This is a genomic window from Frigoribacterium sp. PhB116, from assembly GCF_004364285.1.
Lineage (GTDB): Bacteria > Actinomycetota > Actinomycetes > Actinomycetales > Microbacteriaceae > Frigoribacterium.
In genome coordinates this window covers 676400-694859 of the sequence record NZ_SOBE01000001.1, presented here as the reverse complement: position 1 = coordinate 694859, position 18460 = coordinate 676400, and the positions used below count along the sequence as shown (strand labels likewise).

11 protein-coding genes are annotated in these 18460 nt (G+C 73.9%); 10 read left to right on the top strand and 1 reads right to left on the bottom strand.

Annotated features, from left to right (window positions below):
• Nucleotides 1-44: 44 nt before the first annotated feature.
• The 7 genes from EDF20_RS03110 (at nucleotide 45) to EDF20_RS03080 (ending at nucleotide 15230) form a co-directional block, all read left to right on the top strand.
• A complete protein-coding gene (locus EDF20_RS03110) occupies nucleotides 45-1475 on the top strand; it encodes a serine/threonine-protein kinase (RefSeq protein WP_123546300.1) in 1431 nt (476 codons plus the stop codon).
• Nucleotides 1476-1525: 50 nt separating this feature from the next.
• Complete coding sequence (locus EDF20_RS03105) at nucleotides 1526-7336, top strand: Ig-like domain-containing protein (protein ID WP_133737667.1); 5811 nt, start codon at nucleotides 1526-1528, stop codon at nucleotides 7334-7336.
• Nucleotides 7337-7373: 37 nt separating this feature from the next.
• Nucleotides 7374-8345 (top strand): MoxR family ATPase, encoded by a 972-nt coding sequence (locus EDF20_RS03100; protein WP_123546296.1) that lies wholly within the window; start codon nucleotides 7374-7376, stop codon nucleotides 8343-8345.
• On the top strand, nucleotides 8342-9793 hold the full coding sequence (locus EDF20_RS03095) for a DUF58 domain-containing protein (protein WP_133737666.1): 1452 nt from the start codon (nucleotides 8342-8344) through the stop codon (nucleotides 9791-9793). The genes EDF20_RS03100 and EDF20_RS03095 overlap by 4 nt, the downstream gene beginning before the upstream one ends.
• Nucleotides 9790-12153, top strand: a complete 2364-nt coding sequence (locus EDF20_RS03090; RefSeq protein WP_133737665.1) for a transglutaminase domain-containing protein — start codon at nucleotides 9790-9792, stop codon at nucleotides 12151-12153. Before EDF20_RS03095 ends, EDF20_RS03090 begins: the two co-directional genes overlap by 4 nt.
• Nucleotides 12154-12161: 8 nt before the next feature.
• On the top strand, nucleotides 12162-14183 hold the full coding sequence (locus tag EDF20_RS03085; RefSeq protein ID WP_133737664.1) for a zinc-ribbon domain-containing protein: 2022 nt from the start codon (nucleotides 12162-12164) through the stop codon (nucleotides 14181-14183).
• Between the two features lie 102 nt (nucleotides 14184-14285).
• Nucleotides 14286-15230: a hypothetical protein gene (locus tag EDF20_RS03080; protein ID WP_133737663.1), complete on the top strand. Its 945-nt coding sequence runs from the start codon at nucleotides 14286-14288 to the stop codon at nucleotides 15228-15230.
• Here the strand turns inward: EDF20_RS03080 and EDF20_RS03075 are convergent.
• Nucleotides 15211-16239 (bottom strand): asparaginase, encoded by a 1029-nt coding sequence (locus tag EDF20_RS03075; RefSeq protein WP_133737662.1) that lies wholly within the window; start codon nucleotides 16237-16239, stop codon nucleotides 15211-15213. The two genes, EDF20_RS03080 and EDF20_RS03075, sit on opposite strands and share 20 nt — an antisense overlap.
• A 38-nt stretch (nucleotides 16240-16277) precedes the next feature.
• On the opposite strand from EDF20_RS03075, the gene EDF20_RS03070 reads away from it, so the two are divergent.
• From EDF20_RS03070 to EDF20_RS03060, 3 genes are all read left to right on the top strand, one after another.
• Entirely contained in the window at nucleotides 16278-16757 is a 480-nt protein-coding gene (locus EDF20_RS03070) for an OsmC family protein (RefSeq protein ID WP_133737661.1), read from the top strand.
• 140 nt (nucleotides 16758-16897) lie between these two features.
• Complete coding sequence (locus tag EDF20_RS03065) at nucleotides 16898-17461, top strand: FKBP-type peptidyl-prolyl cis-trans isomerase (RefSeq protein ID WP_123546284.1); 564 nt, start codon at nucleotides 16898-16900, stop codon at nucleotides 17459-17461.
• 2 nt (nucleotides 17462-17463) lie between these two features.
• The gene (locus EDF20_RS03060) at nucleotides 17464-18450 is read left to right on the top strand and encodes an FKBP-type peptidyl-prolyl cis-trans isomerase (RefSeq protein WP_133737660.1); all 987 of its coding nucleotides are present in this window, start codon (nucleotides 17464-17466) and stop codon (nucleotides 18448-18450) included.
• Nucleotides 18451-18460: the final 10 nt, after the last annotated feature.

Genomic DNA, 18460 nt, shown 5'->3' with positions numbered 1-18460 from the left:
GCGTCCTGCGCGGGCGCACGCCGGAGACAGCCGAGGAGGGTGACGTGGCACGACGACTGCCGTCCCCGCCGCCGGTGCTGCCCGGTTTCTCGCATGTCCACGTGCTCGGCTCCGGCGGCTTCGCCGACGTCTTCCTCTACGAGCAGAACATGCCGAGGCGTCAGGTCGCCGTCAAGGTCATGCTGACCGAGGTCGTGAACGACCAGGTCCGCCAGATGTTCCAGGCCGAGGCCAACCTCATGGCCCAGCTGAGCGCGCACCCCTCGATCCTCACCGTGTACCAGGCGAGCGTGTCGGCCGACGGCCGCCCGTACCTCGTCATGGAGCTCTGCTCGTCGTCGCTCAGCGAGCGCTACCGCCGCGACCGCATCCCGGTCGCGGACGTGCTGCGGATCGGCGTCAAGATCGGCAGCGCCGTCGAGACGGCTCACCGTCAGGGCGTGCTTCACCGCGACGTCAAGCCCTCGAACATCCTCATGACGGCCTACGGCCACCCCGTCCTGTCCGACTTCGGCATCGCCGCCTCGCTGAGCGAGAGCGAGCCGCAGGAGGCGGTGGGCATGTCGATCCCCTGGTCGGCGCCCGAGGTCCTCCTCGACGAGACGAACGGCACGATCGAGTCCGAGGTCTGGTCGCTGGGCGCGACCGTGTACTCGCTGCTCGCCGGCCGCAGCCCCTTCGAGATCCTCGGCAGCGACAAGAACGGCGCCTCCGACCTGATCGGGCGGATCGACAAGGCGAAGTTGGCGCCGACCGGCCGCACCGACGTCCCCGCGAGCCTCGAGCGCATCCTCGCCCGGGCGATGTCGAGGCGACCGGAGCAGCGGCAGGCGAGCGTCCTCGAGCTGCTGCGCGAGCTGCAGCAGGTCGAGTCCGAGCTCGGCGTGGGGCAGACCCCGATCGAGGTCGCGGTCGACGACTGGGCCCTCGCGACGGTGGCCGACCTCGAGGACAGGACGCGCCTCCGCGGTGCCGCCCCGGTGCAGTCGACCCGACGTCGTCGCCGACGCCGTCGCGTGACGGAGGCGCAGGCGGCGGCCGTCCACGGCTCGGGACTCGGGCACAGCAGGGCGGTGCCGCGCAGCACGGGGACCCGACCAGCGCCCCGCAGCCGTCGTGCCCTCGTGCTCGTCTGGTCGCTCGTCGCCGCGGCCGTCGTCGCCATCGGCCTGGGCGCGACGGCCACGCTCGTCCTCGTGCGGGCCACGTCGACCGAGATCCCGCGCGTCTCCGAGATCTCGGCCACGACCGAGGGCTCGTCCGTCGTCTTCACCTGGAGCGACCCGGGCCTCCGCTCGGGCGACGCCTACATCATCTCGACGGGCTCGGACACGAGCCAGCAGACGTCCAACCGCTTCGTGGCCAGCGCCTCCGACACGGGCGAGCAGCTCTGCATCACGGTGAGCGTCAACCGGGCTGGCCAGAGCGGCGAGCCGAGCGGCGAGCAGTGTGCCGTGGCCGGGGGCGGCGAGTGACGCGCCTCGGCGCCTGGGCCCGGTCACGTCGGTCCGCCGTGGCGACCGGCGTGAGCGTGGTCGCCGTCACGGCGCTCGTCGTCACCGTGGCCGTGGCCAGCACGGGCTACGAGGCCCAGCGCCTCGATCTCGACGACGGCACCGTCTGGGTCGCGAACGGCTCGCGCACGGCGCTGGGCCGGGCGAACACCGATGTCGCCGAGCTGAACGCGGCCGTCAGGAGCACCGGAGGCGACCTGTCCGTCGCGCAGTCGTCCGACGCCGTCCTCATGGTCGACCGGAGCAGCGCGACCGTCGGCATCGTCGACCCGGCGACCTCCACCATCGGCGAGAGCGTGCCCCTGCCGCCCGACTCGCCCGACGTCCTCCTGTCCGGCGACCGGGCCGTGGTCGTGTCGGGCGGCACGGGCGAGCTGTGGAGCCTGCCCGTCTCCGACCTGGCGACGTTCAGCGCGGAGGACGACGCCGACCTCAGCCTCGGCGAGGACGCCGTCACGAGCGTCGCCCCGGACGGCACGGTCACCGTCTTCTCGGCCGCCAGCGGCGACGTGTCGCGCGTGGGCCCCGGCGACGCCTTCGACGTCGACTCGACCCGGTCGACGTCCCTGACGGGCCCCGGCGAGCACCAGGTCACGAGCGTGGGCACGCACTGGGCCGTGCTCGACGTCGAGGCCGGGCGTCTCGTCGTGGACGGCGACGAGGTCGACCTCTCGAGCTCCGCCGCGGGCGGGCTCGCGCTCCAGCAGGCCTCCGACGAGGGCGACGGCGTCCTGGTGGCGACGAGCACGTCGCTGCTGCGGGTCCCGTTCGACGGGGGCGAGCCGAGCGAGGTCGTCACCGACCAGACGGGGCTGCCCGCACGGCCGGCTGTCGTCGGGACGTGCACGTACGCGGCCTGGTCGGGCGGCACCGCCTGGAGCGACTGCTCGCGGGCTCGGGGCGGCGTGATGCAGCTCGACGGCGTGCCGGGGGCGGCCGCACTGGTCTTCGACGTCAACGGTCGTCGGACCGTGCTCAGCGACCCCGTCGGGGGCAGCAGCTGGGCCGTGCAGAGCCGCGGCCAGCTGATCGACAACTGGGACGAGCTCCTCGACCGCGACGACGAGCAGCAAGAAGAAGAGAACGACACCACCGACGAGCCGCCTGAGCTCGATCCCGACCAGAAGCCCCCGGTGGCGATCGACGACGACCTCGGCGCGCGCCCGGGTCGGGCCAGCACCCTCTCCGTCCTGCTGAACGACTACGACCCCAACGGCGACCCCCTCGTCGTCGACCAGGTGTCCGACCTCGACCCGGCGACGGGCCGCCTCGACGTCGTGAACGACCGCCAGCAGGTGCTGCTCACCCTCACGGACGAGGCGACCGGGTCGTTCAGCTTCGACTACACGATCAGCGACGGGCGCGGGGGGACCGCGACGGCGACCGTGACCGTCACCGTGCGAGCGCCCGGCGAGAACAGCCCCCCGGCACAGGTGCGGCGGACCTCGGCCGACGTGTCGTCGTCGGGGCGCGTGACGACCTCCGTGCTAGGCGACTGGGTCGATCCCGACGGCGACGCGTTCTACCTGACCAGTGCCGCCGGCGGCGAGGGCGTCTCGTACAAGCCGTCGGGCGACGTCGTCTACCAGGACGCGGGCGCCGGCGCCACGACGCTCGACGTCGGGCTCGTCGTCTCGGACGGCCAGGTCGAGGGCCGAGGGAGCATGACGATCCGCGTCGCGGGGTCGTCGCCGCTCACCGCCGACTCCTTCTCGGTGCAGGCCTACGCGGGCCAGCAGATCACGGTGCGTCCCCTCCCGTACGCGAGCGGGGGCTCCGGCTCCATCCGGCTCAACAGCGTGCCGGCGAAGAACGGCTCGACCGTCACGCCGAGCTACGAGGCAGGCACGTTCCGGTTCGTCAGCGACGAGGTCCGCACCCACAACCTGGAGTACGCCGTCACCGACGGCGACCAGACCGCGACCGGCACCATCAGGGTCGACGTCCAGTCGCCGCCCGATCCGTCGAGCCCGCCCGTCACGACGCCGAAGACGGTCTTCGTCGAGACCCTCAGCAGCCAGACCCTCGACGTGGTGGCGACGGACCACGACCCTGCCGGCAACGTGCTGATGGTGACGTCCACCTCCGAGGTCCCGCTGTCGTCCGGCGTCCGCGTCGAGACGCTCGACCAGCGGTACCTGCGCCTGACCCTGGCCGCGCCCCTCGACGAGGGACCGGTCACCTTCACCTACACGGTCACCAACGGCCTGGCCTCGGCCGAGGGCACGGTCACCGTCATCGAGACGCCGCGGCGTTCGCAGACGCAGCCGCCCGTCGCGACCGACGACCAGGTCACCGTGCGCGTCGGCGACGCCATCGACATCGACGTGCTGGCCAACGACGAACAGCCCGACGGCGACGAGATCACGCTGGTGCCCGACCTCGTCCAGGACGTCCCGACGGACGGCGGGCTGCTCTTCGCGTCCGGCTCGATCCTGCGGTACCTCGCCCCGACGACGCCCGGGAACGTGACCGCCGTCTACGCGGTGGAGGGACGCGACGGTCAACGCGACACCGCGCAGGTCACCATCGCGGTGCGCGAGGCCGACGTGGCGACGAACAACCCGCCCGTGCCCCAGACCGTGACGGCCCGGGTCGTCGCGGGCGAGTCCGTCCGCGTGACCGTGCCCCTCGACGGCGTCGACCCCGACGGGGACAGCGTCTCGCTGCTCGGCGTCGGCACGAACCCGGAGAAGGGCAGCGTGACGAGCGTCGGGACGGACTCGATCGAGTACCAGGCCAACGGCACGAGCGCGGGCACCGACACCTTCACCTACACCGTCGTCGACGGCCTGGGCGCGCGCGCCAGCGGCAAGGTACGGATCGGCATCTCGGCACGGGCCGACGGCTCGCGCAACCCGATCGCCGTGGCCGACGACGTGACCATGCGGCCCGGCGGCACGATCACCGTGCGCGTGCTCGACAACGACTCGGACCCCGACGGCGGGGCGCTGTCCGTCACCGGCGTCGAGGCCAACGACGCGGACACGACCGCGGAGGTCGTCGACGGGACGATGATCGCCGTGCGGCCGCCCGCGGCCGAGGGGCAGTACGGACTCGTCTACACCGTCGAGAACGAGCAGGGCGGCTCGAGCTCGAGCTTCGTGACGGTGAACGTCGACGCCGACGCGCCGCTGAACCACCCCGTCGTCGACGACACGGTGCTCGACCTCAGCGACATCGCGGGGCGGCAGTCGGTCGACGTCAACGTCCTGACCAACGTCTTCTTCGCCGACGGCCCGGTCTCCTCGCTCGGGCTCGACCTCGAGCCCGGCTACGACACGACCTCGCAGATCACGCCGGACCGCCGCGTGCGGGTCACGATCACCGACTCCAGCCAGATCATCCCGTTCTCGGTGTCGCACCCCGACGACCCTGCCGTCCGCACCTACGCGTTCGTCCGAGTCCCGGGCTTCGACGACGCGCTGCCGCAGCTCGACAAGACCGCACGTCCCCTCACCGTCGTCAGCGGCGACCGGCTGACGATCGACCTCACCCGGTACGTCATCGCCGCCGGCGGCAAGAGCATCCGCCTGACCGGGGACGACTCGGTCATGGCGACGCACGCCGACGGCTCCGACCTCGTCGTCGGCCCGACCACCCTGGCCTACACGTCGGAGGAGCTCTACTTCGGCACCGCGTCAGTCTCGTTCGAGGTGACCGACGGCTCGTCCGCGGACGACCCCTCGGGCCGCACGGCGACGTTGGTCCTGCCCATCACGGTGACCCCGCGGGAGAACCAGCCGCCGACCTTCACCGGCACCTCCGTCGACCTCGAGCCGGGGCAGTCGCGGACCCTCGACCTGCAGCGCCTCACCTCGTACCCGTACCCGGACGACCTCTCGGAGCTCCGCTGGAGCGCCGACGCCCAGGCGGTGCCCGGCTTCGCGGTCAGCGTCTCCGGTCGGGACATCACGATCACGGCCGACTCGGGGACGCCCAAGGGCACCACACGCGCGCTGCCCGTGTCGGTGGCGGACGCCGTCACGACGGGTCAGGCCGGGGCGATCCGCCTGGCCGTCGTCGGTTCGAGCAGGCCCCTGGCGCAGCCCGCGGCCGACACGCAGGCGGTGCGCCGTGGCACCTCGGCCTCGATCGACGTGCTCGCGAACGACCAGGCGACCAACCCGTTCCCGGGCCAGCCGCTGCGCGTCGTCGACATCCGAGGGCTCGGCGGAGGCGGGCTGCCGGCAGGCGTCAGCGTCACGCCGAGCGCCGACAACCGCACCCTCGCCGTCACCGTCGGGCAGGGCGCCCAGCCCGGCGACACCAACCTCCAGTACCGCGTGGCCGACGTCACGGACGACCCCGACCGGTACGTGTGGGGCAACGTGACCATCTCCGTGCAGGACGTCCCGGACGCTCCGGCGGCTCCCGTCCGCACCGGCACCTTCACGGGCGGCCAGCTGACCCTGAGCTACGCCGCACCCCAGGCGAACAACTCGCCCCTGACGCGCTTCCGCCTGACGGGCACGGGCAGCGCGGGCGGTTCGTACTCGAAGGACTGCGGACTCACCACGGTCTGCACGCTGACCGACCTCGACCCCGAGCAGACGTTCCGCTTCACGGTCGTCGCCACGAACGGCCTCGGCGACTCGGCTCCCAGCGCGGCCAGCCCCTCGTACAGCGCCGACTTCGTCCCGGCCGCGCCGACCGGAGTCACGGTGACGCCGTCGTCCACGACGCCGAACGAGCTCGTCGTCCGGTGGAACCCCGTGCCCAAGCCAGAGCGGGGAACCCCCGTGCTGGGTGCCGGCGGCTACGTGGTCGAGGTCACCGGTCCGGCGGACGCCCCTGGGGCGATCGCCTCGTCGACCACGACAGCCTCATTCGCAGGCACACCGGGCGCTGCGTACGACGTGCGCGTCTACGCGAAGAACCGGGCACAGGTCTCGAGCGAGGCGGACTGGGCACGGAGCGGAGTCGCGAGGGGAACGGCCGTGGGGACGCCCGGATCTTTCGCTGTCACGGCGACGTCGACGGCCAACGACGCGACCGTTCGCTGGACTGCGCCCGTCGCGGCCGGGGGCGCAACGATGACCTTCTCCGTCTACCGCCAGAGCGGCAGTGCAGCCCCTGCACAAGGGTGCACGGCGTCGGGGCAGCGCATCGTCGAGAACACCTCGGCGACGGTCGTCGACGACTCGCCGCCAGAGGGGTCCTATACCTACACGGTCGTCGCCTCGAACGGGTTGTTCTGCTCCTCGGCGATCGCTGCCAGCGAGAGCGTCACGCCCCCGGGCAAAGCCACCGGCACCGTCCGAGTCGTCTCGACCGGCGATTCCGGACTCTTCAAGCTGGCCGTCGATCAGGTCAACGCCTCGGGTGCGGTCGACAAGTACCAGTACCGAGTCGCGGGTGGCGCATGGGCAGACGTCCCCACGGGCGGGGATCGGACGATCGCCAACGACGCCGCGAACGGCTCGATCGTCACCGTGGCTTTCCGAGGATGTCGTTCCGGCGCGACGCGTGTCGAGTGCGGCCCGGCCTCGGATGCGGTTTCGGCCGTCCCGCTGACGACGCGGGCACCCAGCGCGATCTGCAACGTCGGTCAGCCACTCGACGTGGTCGATCCCCGGAACGCGTCAGAGGCGGTCCTCACCTCGATGTCGGTCCAGTTCCGACTCGTCACCCTCGACGTCGGGGGCATCCCCTTGGCCAGGGAGTGGGCGTCGGCAGGGCCGGATGATGATGTTCCGTACACCCGGACGTCCGTCGTCCCGTCGAACGCCGACGCTGTCCGCGTGGTCAGCAGGGTAGACGCGAACGGGGCGACCTACGACGATCCCAAGTACCTGGAGACCGCGTGTTCTGCAGGATGATGGCCACTCACACCACCACGAGAGAGACGAACACCGCATGAGCATGACCCCCGAGCAGGCGACCTGGTTCTCCGAGATCTTCGGTCGCCTCGTCGCGAACGTCGACCAGGTCCTCCTGGGCAAGACGTTCGTCGTGCGACTGTCGTTCACGGCGCTGCTCAGCGAGGGGCACCTCCTGCTCGAGGACTTCCCCGGCACGGGCAAGACGTCGCTCGCCCGCGCCATCGCCCAGAGCGTGCAGGGCACGAGCAACCGCGTCCAGTTCACGCCCGACCTGCTGCCCGGCGACATCACCGGGGTGAGCATCTACGACCAGAAGGCGGGGGAGTTCGAGTTCCACCGAGGGCCGATCTTCTCCAACATCGTCCTCGCCGACGAGATCAACCGGGCCAGCCCGAAGACCCAGTCGGCCCTGCTCGAGGTCATGGAGGAGAGCCGGGTCACGGTCGACGGCGTCAGCCACGACGTCGGCAGCCCCTTCATGGTGATCGCCACCCAGAACCCCGTCGAGCAGGCCGGCACGTACCGGCTGCCCGAAGCCCAGCTCGACCGGTTCATCATGAAGACGTCGATCGGGTACCCCGACCACGCGGCGACCGTTCGGATCCTCGAGGGCTCCGCGACACGGGTCCACGAGGGCAGCCTCAGCCCCATCGTCCAGGCCGGCGTCGTCACCGAGATGGCGCAGCTCGCCCGGACCGTGCACGTCGAGTCGACCATCAGCGACTACGTCGCCCGCCTCGTCGAGGCGACGCGGACCGCCGAGGAGGTGCGGCTCGGCGTCAGCGTGCGAGGCGCCCTCGCCCTCGTCCGCACCGCCAAGACCTACGCCGCCTCCCAGGGGCGCCACTACGTCGTGCCGGACGACGTCAAGGCCCTCGCGGAGCCCGTGCTCGCCCACCGGCTGGTGCTCGACCCCGAGGCGGAGTTCGACGGCGTGACGCCGTCGAGCATCGTCAGCCAGCTGCTGATCGAGACGCCGCCGCCCTCCGAGCGGATCGCCGTGTGAGCGACGCCGGACCAGGCAGCACCGACAGCCGCGCACGTCGGGACCGCGACGCGTCCCGCGGCCGGACGCACACCCGCGGCGGCCGCACGCAGTCGCGGACGGGCTTCGACGGCGGGTTCGCGACGGGGACCCGGGGGCTCACGAACGCGCGCACCCGCATCGTGGGCGACCGCTCCGGACCCGTGGCCGACGCGCTCGTCCTCGCCGTGCGCCTCCTCCGCTCTGCCAGGGCGTGGCTGACCCGGGCGTTCCGGGCGGTCTCGGGCGTCGTGACGCCCGTCGGCTGGGCCGTGCTCGTCGTGGTGCCCGTCGGCTTCGTCGTCGGCTACCTGCTCGGCTGGGTCGAGCTCGTCGTGGTCGCCTGGGCCGCGCTCGTCGTGCTCGTCGTCGCCGGCCTGAGCCTGATCGGCCGCAACGCGTTCCGCGTGGCGCTCGACATCCCGCACGAGCGCGTCACGGTCGGGGAGCCCGCCTCGGGCAGCGTCGTCGTCGAGAACCCGACCCGCCGCCGCATCCTCGGCGTCTCGGTCGAGATCCCGGTGGGGGCCGGTCTCGCCGAGATCAGCCTGCCCGGCCTCCGTGGGGGCGACAGCGTCACCGAGACCTTCTCGGTCCCCACCCAGCGGCGCGGCGTCATCCGGGTCGGTCCCGTCCGCACCGTCCGCGGCGACGCCGTCGGGCTGGTGCGGCGCGAGCTCGACTGGACGGGGGTCACGGAGATGTTCGTCCACCCCCGCACCATCGGCATCCCGAGCACGAGCACGGGCCTCATCCGCGACCTCGAGGGCAACCCGACCCGCGACCTCTCGCCGAGCGACATCTCGTTCCACGCGCTCCGCGAGTACCAGCCGGGCGACGAGCGGCGCAACATCCACTGGAAGTCGACGGCGAAGACCGGCACCTACATGGTCCGACAGTTCGAGGAGAGCCGGCGGAGCCACATCGTCATCGCGCTCAGCCTGGCCACCGCCGACTTCGCCTCGGACGACGAGTTCGAGCTGGCCGTGAGCGTCGCGGGCTCGCTCGGGGCGCGGGCCGTGCGCGACGCCCGCGAGGTGAGCGTCGTCGTCAGCGAGCGCACGCCCGAGTTCGCCAAGCGCAAGACCCTCGAGATCCGGTCGCTGAGCACGCTGACCCGCACGCGCCTCCTCGACGACCTCGCGGTGGTGGAGCACGCGGAGTCGGCCCTCGGCATCGTCGACGTCGCCCGTGTGGCCGGCGACCGCGTCGCAGGCGTCTCCGTCGCGTTCCTCGTCGTCGGCAGCACCGCCACCCTGACCCAGCTGCGCTCGGCCGGCCTGCACTTCCCGGTCGGCGTCGAGGCGGTCGCCATCGTCTGCGATCCCGAGGCCGTGCCCGGGATGACGCGGATCAGCGACCTGACCGTCCTCACCATCGGCTACCTCGAGGACCTGCAGAAGTCGCTCGCCCGGGCGGCCGCCACATGACCGGCGCCCAGGCTCCCGCCGCGTCCCGGCCGGGCGATCTCCGGACGCGCGTCCGCCGACCCCGGCTGCGCGCCTCCTTCGTCCTGCTCGCGAGCGGGCTGCACGTCGTGGCCCTCTTGGCGGCCGCGGCGGTCTTCTGGCCCGTCTACCGGAGCGCCGAGTTCGTCGTGCTGGCGCTGGTCACGGTGGCGGTGGGCAGCGTGGTCGCTGTCGCGGGGGCGGTGCTGCGGCTCTCGAGCTTCGGGGTGCTGGTGCTCACCGTCGCGGCGTACCTGCTGCTCGGCGTGCCGCTCGCCGTCCCGTCGCAGGCCCTGTGGGGCGTGGTGCCGACGCTCGGCGGCCTGGGCCAGCTCGTCACGGGCACCGCTCTCGCCTGGAAGCAGCTCGTCACGATCACCCTGCCGGTCGGCAGCTACGAGTCCCTGCTCGTGCCCGTGTTCGTCCTCCTGCTGCTGGCGTCCGTCGTGGGGCTGACGACGGCCCTGCGGTCGCGCCGGGCCGAGCTCGCGGCCCTCGGCCCCGTCGTCGTCTGGCTGGCCGGCATCGTCCTCGGCCCCGCACAGGCCTTCTTCCCGGTGGTCTCGGGGCTCACGGTGCTCGCCGTCTCGGTGGCCTGGGTGGTCTGGTGGCGCCTCCGTCGTCGCCGGCTCGCCGTCGAGGCCCTCGGGGGAGGCTCGGCGGGCGCACGGGCGCACGGACACGGCTCCGTCGCCGGGAGGGCCGTCGCCGGGACGGTGGTCACCCTCGTCGTCGCCGGAGCCGCCGCCGCGGGCGCCGTGGCCGTCGTCCCTCCCGCCGCGGAGCGCACCGTCGCGCGGACCGTCGTCGTCCAGCCCTTCGACCCCCGCGACGTGGTCAGCCCGCTGACGAGGTTCCGCGTCTACGAGCAGGACCCGACGGTCGACGAGACGCTCTTCGAGGTCGAGGGGCTCGCGACCGGCCAGCTGCTGCGCCTCGCGACGCTCGACACGTACGACGGCGTCGCGTACACCGTCGGCAGCGACGAGGTGACGAGCGAGTCCGGCTCCTTCGACCGGGTCCCCTCGGTGTTCGACCAGTCGGGGGTGTCCGGGCGACAGACCACCCTCGCCGTCACCGTCGACGGGTACAGCGGGGTCTGGCTGCCGACGGTCGGCAAGTTCGAGTCGATCGACTTCGGCGGCGCGACGGCGACCGACCGGCGCGACGCCTTCTTCTACAACGACACGAGCGGCACCGCCGCCGTCGTCGGCGGGCTCGAGGAGGGCGACCGCTACCGGCTGGAGGCGGTGCTGCCCGACCAGCCCGCCGAGGGCGAGCTGGAGGGCCTCACGCCCGGCTCGGCCCGGGTCCCCTCGCCCCGTGCCGTCCCCGACGAGCTGACCGACGCCGTGCAGGAGGCGGCGGAGGGCGTGCAGGGACCGGGCGCCCGCCTGCAGGCCGTGCTCGACCTGCTCGCCGAGGACGGCTACATCAGCCACGGTGTCGGAGCCGACGAGCCGATCAGCCTGTCGGGCCACGGCTCGGCGCGCATCGCCCAGCTCTTCACGGACCCGGTCATGGTCGGCGACGCCGAGCAGTACGCGACGGCCGCGGCCCTGATGGCCGACGAGCTCGGTTTCCCCTCGCGAGTGGTCATGGGCTTCGTCCCGGACGCCGACGAGCTCGCCGACGCGACCGGCCCGGTGCCGGTGCGCGGGGGAGACGTCACCGCGTGGATCGAGGTGGACACGGCCCAGGCGGGCTGGGTCGCGCTCGATCCCGTCCCGGCCGAGCGCCCCATCCCCGAGGACGTCGTGCAGGACCCGAGCGAGGTCTCGCGCCCAGAGTCGGTCGTCCAGCCGCCGCCGCAGGAGCCTCAGGTGCGCGACGACCAGACGCCGCCGCAGTCCGAGCAGGAGGACCCCGACACGGCGCCCGCCTGGCTGGCGGTGCTGCTCGTCGTCGTCCGGGTGATCGGTTGGACGGCGCTCGTCGCCGGGGTGGTCGCGGCGCCGTTCCTGGCCGTGGTGGCGGTCAAGCTGCGCCGTCGCCGTGCCCGACGTCGTGCTCCCGACGCCGCGTCGCGGATCACGGGCGGGTGGCGCGAGTTCGAGGACGCCGTCGTGGACCACGGCATCGAGACCCCGCGGTCGGGGACGCGGAGCGAGGTCGCCCAGGCGGTCGGCGGGGCCCGGCCGGCCGTGCTGGCCCGCGTCGCGGACCGGGCCGTCTTCGCCCCGACGCCGCCGCCGGCCGAGGACGCCGACCGCGTCTGGGCGGCCGTGGCCGAGATGCGCCGGTCGCTCGACGCCGACCTGACGCGGTGGCAGCGCGCCAAGGCCGCGGTCTCGCTCCGCTCGCTCCGTGGATACCATGGCGGGACACGTCCCGAGCGTTAGAGGTCCCGATGCACTGCCCCACCTGCGACAGCCCGCTGCCCGTCGGCGCCATGTTCTGCGGAGTGTGCGGCCGCGCCGTCACGAGCGCCGACGTCGCTGCGGCGGCCGCACGTCGCGACGAGGGCGCGGAAGCCGGCTCAGGCGCGGGCGCGCAGGCCGAGCCGCCGGCGTGGCAGCTCCGCCAGCCGCCGCGGCCCACGACGTCGGGCGACGCACCCTGGTGGGTCCGAGACCGCCGCGTCGAGCAGGAGCCGGTCGACCAGGCACCCGTCGGGGCCGCACGCGACGAGGCTGCCCCCGACCGTGATCCTGGGGACGAGGGCGCAGGGGGCGAGCGTCGCGCGGCCGAGGCCGGAGCGGAGGAGGCGCCTCCCGCGTGGATCGTCCCGGCCCGGTCGGTCGAGACCACGGGCGCTGACGCGACCCTCGTCGACCGCGAGGCGGAGGCCCGCGCACGACAGGACGATCCGTCGTCCGCCGAGCCCTCGACCGAGTCGCCGTCGGAGGTCGAGGAGCCGGCGGCACCGGCACCGGCATCGGCTCCTCTGCCTGCGGACTCCGTGGCGCCGGCGGCCGCTCCGGCGCCCGCGCCCGCACCTCTGCGTGCGCCCACTCCGCACGCCGACAACGGCCCGCGACCGACGTCGGCCCCCCTGTGGACGGCGTCGTTCTCGCGGCTGCCCGCCGAGGACGACGTCCCGGCCCCGCACGACGAGACGCCCCCCGCGGCCCGCCCGGCGGACGACGCCGCCCGTCCCGAGGGCGGCGGAGCCGTCGACTCCTCGGCCGCGGCCGACGGGGACGACTCGGGTGACGGACACGACAGCTCCGCCCCGGGAACGACCGAGACCCAGACGGCGCCGGACGAGACGCCGGGACCGGCCGACCCCGCGGGGCCCGTCCCCGGAGCCGACGACGGCGAGGACGCCGCCGAGCCCGAGCTCTCGTCCGAGGTGGCACCCCACCCCGGTCCCGACGCATCCGAGCCCGGGCAGTCGTCCGAGCCAGGGCGGCCGTCTGCGGCCGACCCCGTGGCCCCGGTGCCCCTCCGTGAACCGGCTCCCGCTCCCGACGGCGTGGCCGGCGACACGGCTCCGGTGACCCCGCTGCCTCGGGCCGTCCCCGGCGCTTCCCCGGCGGTCGCGCCGGTGCCGGACGGCGACCCTGTCCCGCTGGTCGAGCCCGGTCAGCAGAAGGTCGTCGAGCACTGCACGCACTGCGGCGCCCTGCTCGACGAGGACGACATCTTCTGCCCCGAGTGCGGGGCCGTCGTGCAGTCGGTTGCGCTGTCCTTCACCGGACCGGTCGCCCCGCTGCCGCCCGAGTGGCGTCCGAGCGCTGCGGCAGCGTCACCGGCACCGGCACCGGCACCCGCACCCGCACCCGATCCCGAGAACGTCGTCGACGCGGGCGGCGAGGCGACTCCGGTCGTCGACGAGCACCGTGCCGAGCTGCCGCCCGAGCGACAGGCCGACCGCCCGACCGCTCCGTCGTCCGAGCCGCCGGTCAAGCCCGGGGCGGTCCCCGGCCGCTGGGCAGGGGCGCCCGGAGGAGACGGCGCGACTGGTCTCCCCGACCTGCCTCCCATGCCGACGGCTGCGCCGGCGTCGGCCTTGTCGGGTCTCCTCGCCGGTGACGCCCGCTCCCGACTGGTCACGGACGAGGACGTCGACGAGACCCGTCTCGTGAGGAGGGGCCCCGTCGGCACGGAGTACCTCTTCCAGTTCAGCACGGGCGAGAGCGTCACCGTCGACGGTTCGGGCCTGCTCGGACGGGCGCCGTCGCCCCAGCCGGGGGAGCGCTTCGACCACCTCGTCCGCATCGCCGACCCGGGCAAGTCCGTCTCGAAGACCCACCTCGAGTTCGGTCAGGAGCTCGGGGCCCTGTGGGTGAGCGACCGGTGGTCGGGCAACGGCACCGTCGTGCGGCCCCACGAGCAGCCCGCGCGACGTGTCGAGCCGGGAACGCGCGTGCGCGTGGCCCGCGGCACGAGGGTCGAGATCGGCGAGCAGTTCTTCATCGTGAGCTGATCACGTGAGCTGATCCCTCCCCAGGCCGCTCTCCGAGCCGAGGTCCGACCTCGGGTCGGGGACAGCCGCCACGGTGCCGGGTCGTCGTGGTGGGCTGACCTCGTGACCGTCCCCGACACCGCGACCACCTCCTCCTCGCCCGGCGTGGTCGTGGTGCCCTCTCCGTCGCCCGAGCCGTCGCGTCGGGTCCTCTCCGTCGCCGCCGCCCTGGTCGCCGGCCTGACGGTCGGGGGTGCGGGAGCGGCCCGTGGCGACCTCGACCTCCTCGCCGTCCTCCTGGCCGGGGCGTCGGTGGCCTCGGCGCAGGGCCTCGCGGGCCTCGTCGGACGGCAGGCGGCCCGCGCCGCCCGAGACCGGTGGTTCGCGGCCCTCGACGAGACCGAGGCGATCTGCGACGCCCGGCTCGACTCACGTCGTCGCTCCCTGCAGCACGTCTGGCCGACCTCGGCCGACCTCGTGGAACGGCTCCGTCGAGGTGAGGTCCCACCGGTCGTGGGCGTGCGCTCGCTCGTGGTGCTCGGCAGCGGCCGGGTCGACAGCGGGATCGTCCTCGTGGGCGACACCGGCACCGCCGTCGTGCGTCACGCCCGCACCGAGGTGCTCCGACGGCGCGTCGCCGAGCTGTCCGACGGTCCGCTCTGCGTCGACGCCGCCGGCGGGGTGCACGTGCGGGGCCCGGAGCTGCTGGCCCGGTCCCTCGCGGGCGGCTACCGCGCCCAGCTGCGGCACCGGGGCGCTCCTGACGGCCTCGTGACCTGGCAGCCGACGGTGGCCGACGAACACGGCGGGGGAGAGAGCCGGGCTGCCGAGGCCGAGGCAGGGCAGGGCGGAGGAGGCGGTGGCTCCGGCCCGTCCGCCGCCTGCGTCGTCGAGATCTCGCGCCACGGTGCCGTGGCCGTCGTCCGACGCGACGGCACGGCCTGCTCGGTGCCGGTCGCTCCGGCGTGGACGTCGGTGCTCGACGCCCCCGACGCCCCCGACGCCGCCGGTGCCCCCGACGCCCCCGACGGACGTCGCCGTCAGCGGGTCACGCCTGAGCAGCCGTGAGCGCCCCGCTGAGTCGGAGCGAGCCGACGGGGACGCCCCCGCCGAGCACCTTCTCGAGGGTCGCGGCGGTGACGCGGTCGGCGGCAGCCTGCTCCACGACGCCCTGCTCCACGAGGAGGTGCAGGGCGACGAGGGTGCCGGCGCGGACGTTCCCGTCGAGCACCTTGACCGCGACCCCGACGCCGCCGGTGGTCCCCATCACCATGACGCCCTCGGCCCCGAGCTTGGCGAACACGCCGAGCTCGTCGATCGTGACCGTGTTGTCCCGTCCCGGGCCGTCGACGGCCCACGCGTCGGCGAGCACCGAGCGGACGAGGTGCGCCGCGTCGGGGTCTCGGTCGTCTCGGACGTCGCCCGCCGACCCGGCCACCCGGCCGACGGCCCGGGCGAGGCCGGTGACCGTCGTGGCGAACACGGGAGCGCCGCAGCCGTCGGTCCCGGCGTGGTCGACGACCTCGCCGGTGAACTCGGCGACGGTCTCTCGCACTGCCGCCTGGAGGGGGTGGTCGATCGCGGTGTAGGTGGCCGTGTCCCAGCCCTGCTGGTCGCAGGCGAGGAGGAAGGCGGCGTGCTTGCCCGAGCAGTTCATGGCCGCGCGACGGGGCTCGTCGAGCAGGCGGGCGCTGCGGCGGTCGCCGGGCCAGTCGGCGGGGCAGAGCAGGTCGTGCTCGTCGTGGTCGCCGCGGGCGAGCATCGCCTCGACGACCTCGAGGTGGGCGGGGGTGCCCGCGTGGCTGGCGGTCGAGAGCACCGCCTGCGGCCCCTGGAGGTCGACGCCGGCGCGCAGCACGGTGAGAGCCTGCAGCGGCTTGAGGCAGGATCGGGGGTAGATCGAAGCCCCGACGTCGCCGACCGAGCGGAGCACGGCCCCGTCCGGCCCGACGACGACCGCGGCGCCGAGGTGGCGGCTCTCCTCGAGGCCCGAACGGACGAGGACGGCGAGCTCGACGCTCCCGTCGGCGGTGAGGGGACGGCGCGGGTCGCCGGCGGAGGCGCTCAGGTGGGTCATGATGGGGAGTGTATCGACGCCCCGCCGAGGAGGATCCCGTGCTCGACCACCACTACGCCGTCGACCTCGCCTGGACGGGAGACCGGGGAGCCGGCACGACGTCGTACCGCAGCTACGGTCGCGACGCCACCGTCTCCGCCGCCGGCAAGCTCCACGACATCCAGGGGTCTGCCGACCGCACGTTCCACGGCGACGCCGATCGCTGGAACCCGGAGGAGCTGCTCCTCGCCGCCCTGGCCGAGTGCCACCTCCTCAGCTACCTGCACGTCGCCGCGTCCGCGGGCGTGGTCGTGGTCGCCTACCGGGACTCGGCCGAGGGCTCCATGGCGCAGACCGCCGACGGGGGAGGCCGCTTCACCTCGGCCACCCTGCGGCCCGTCGTCACCGTGGCGGACGCGTCGATGGTCGAGCTCGCGGGCACGCTGCACGCCGAGGCCGCCCGCAAGTGCTTCATCGCCGCGTCGGTCGCGTTCCCCGTCGGCCACGAGCCCACGACCCTGGTGGCCGCCGCCTCCTGATCCGGGTCGACGTGCCTCGGCCGTTCAGCGGGCCCTGCGGCAGCGTGGGGCAGAATGACCTGACCCGGCGCCTCGCGACCCGGGCGGCTCCGTGCCGTCCCGGCTCCGCGCCGTCCCCGCCCCTCGATCGAGAGACTCCCATGCGCCGCTCCCTCTCCCTGCTCGCCGTCCCCGTCCTCGTGCTGGGCCTCGCCTCCTGTGCCTCCGAGGCCAGCACCGGCGACACCGCGACCTCCGCCCCGTCCTCGTCGTCGAGCGCTCCCTCCGACGTGCCCACCCGTGCCAGCGGCGAGGCGCAGGAGCCGCAGGCCGGCTTCCCGACGGTCGAGCTCGACTCCGACGGCCGCCCGACCGTCACCCTGCCGGGCACGGAGGCGCCGACCGAGCTCCAGGTCGAGACGCTGATCAAGGGCGACGGCCCCGTCGTCGAGGACGGCGCCCAGGTCACCGTCCAGTACCAGGGCTCGCTCTGGAAGGACGGCACGGTCTTCGACGAGAGCTGGAAGCGCGGCGAGCCGACCACGTTCGGCACCGGCCAGGTCATCCCTGGCTTCGCAGCGGGCATCGTCGGCCAGACCGTCGGCTCGCAGACCGTCGTCGTCATCCCGCCGGCCGAGGGCTACGGCGAGGCGGGCGCTCCGCAGGCCGGCATCGCGGGCGACGACACGCTCGTCTTCGTGATCGACATCCTGGCCGCGAACTGACCGTGACCGTCATCGGTCGCCGCGCGCGCCTCCTCGGCCTGGTCGGGGTGCCGCTCCTCGCGGTCGCCCTGGTCGGCTGCACGGACGACGCGGCGCCCGTGCCGTCGGCCAGCACGCCCGGCGCGAGCCCTGCCGCGACCGCCTGCCTCGGCGGCGGCGCCGAGGCGGACTCGGTCGAGGTGTCGGGCGAGGTGGGGCAGAAGCCGACCATCGCGCTCTCCGGCCCCCTGGGCGCGGCGACGAGCCAGCGGGCCGTGGTCTCGCAGGGCACCGGGCCGGAGACGAAGTCGGGCGACGTCGTGCAGGTGGCCGTGACGGTCTTCGACGCCACGACCGGCGCCGAGCTGAGCTCGGCCGGCTACGAGCGCGGCAGCGGCGAGCAGCTCACCATCAGCGCCGACTACTACGTGCCCGGGCTGGAAGCCGCGCTGCTCTGCAACCAGGCCGGCTCGCGATCGGTGACGGTCGCCAGCGCGGCAGACATGCAGCCGGCCCAGACGGGCACCGCGCCGCCGAACGCGGCGGCCGTGATCGTGGTCGACACGTTCTCGATCGTGCCGACGCGCGCGACCGGCGTCGACCAGCCCGCTCAGCCGGGCTTCCCCGAGGTGAGCCTCGCCGACGACGGCCGTCCGACCGTGACGATCCCCGACTCCGACCCGCCGGCCGAGCTGCAGGTCGAGGTGCTCAAGAAGGGCGACGGCGAGGTCGTCCCCGACCCCGCGAACGTGACGGTCCAGTACCAGGGCGTCAACTGGCGCGACGGGAAGGTCTTCGACGAGAGCTGGGGCGAGGGCACCCCGACCCCGTTCTCGACCGCGCAGGTCGTCCCGGGCTTCGCCGCGGCGATGATCGGCCAGACCGTCGGCTCGCAGGTGCTCGTCGTCGTCCCGCCCGCCGAGGGCTACGGCGACGGCGGACAGCCGAGCGCGGGCATCGAGGGCGGCGACACGCTCGTCTTCGTCATCGACGTCCTCGCCGTGGCCTGAGCGGTACCTC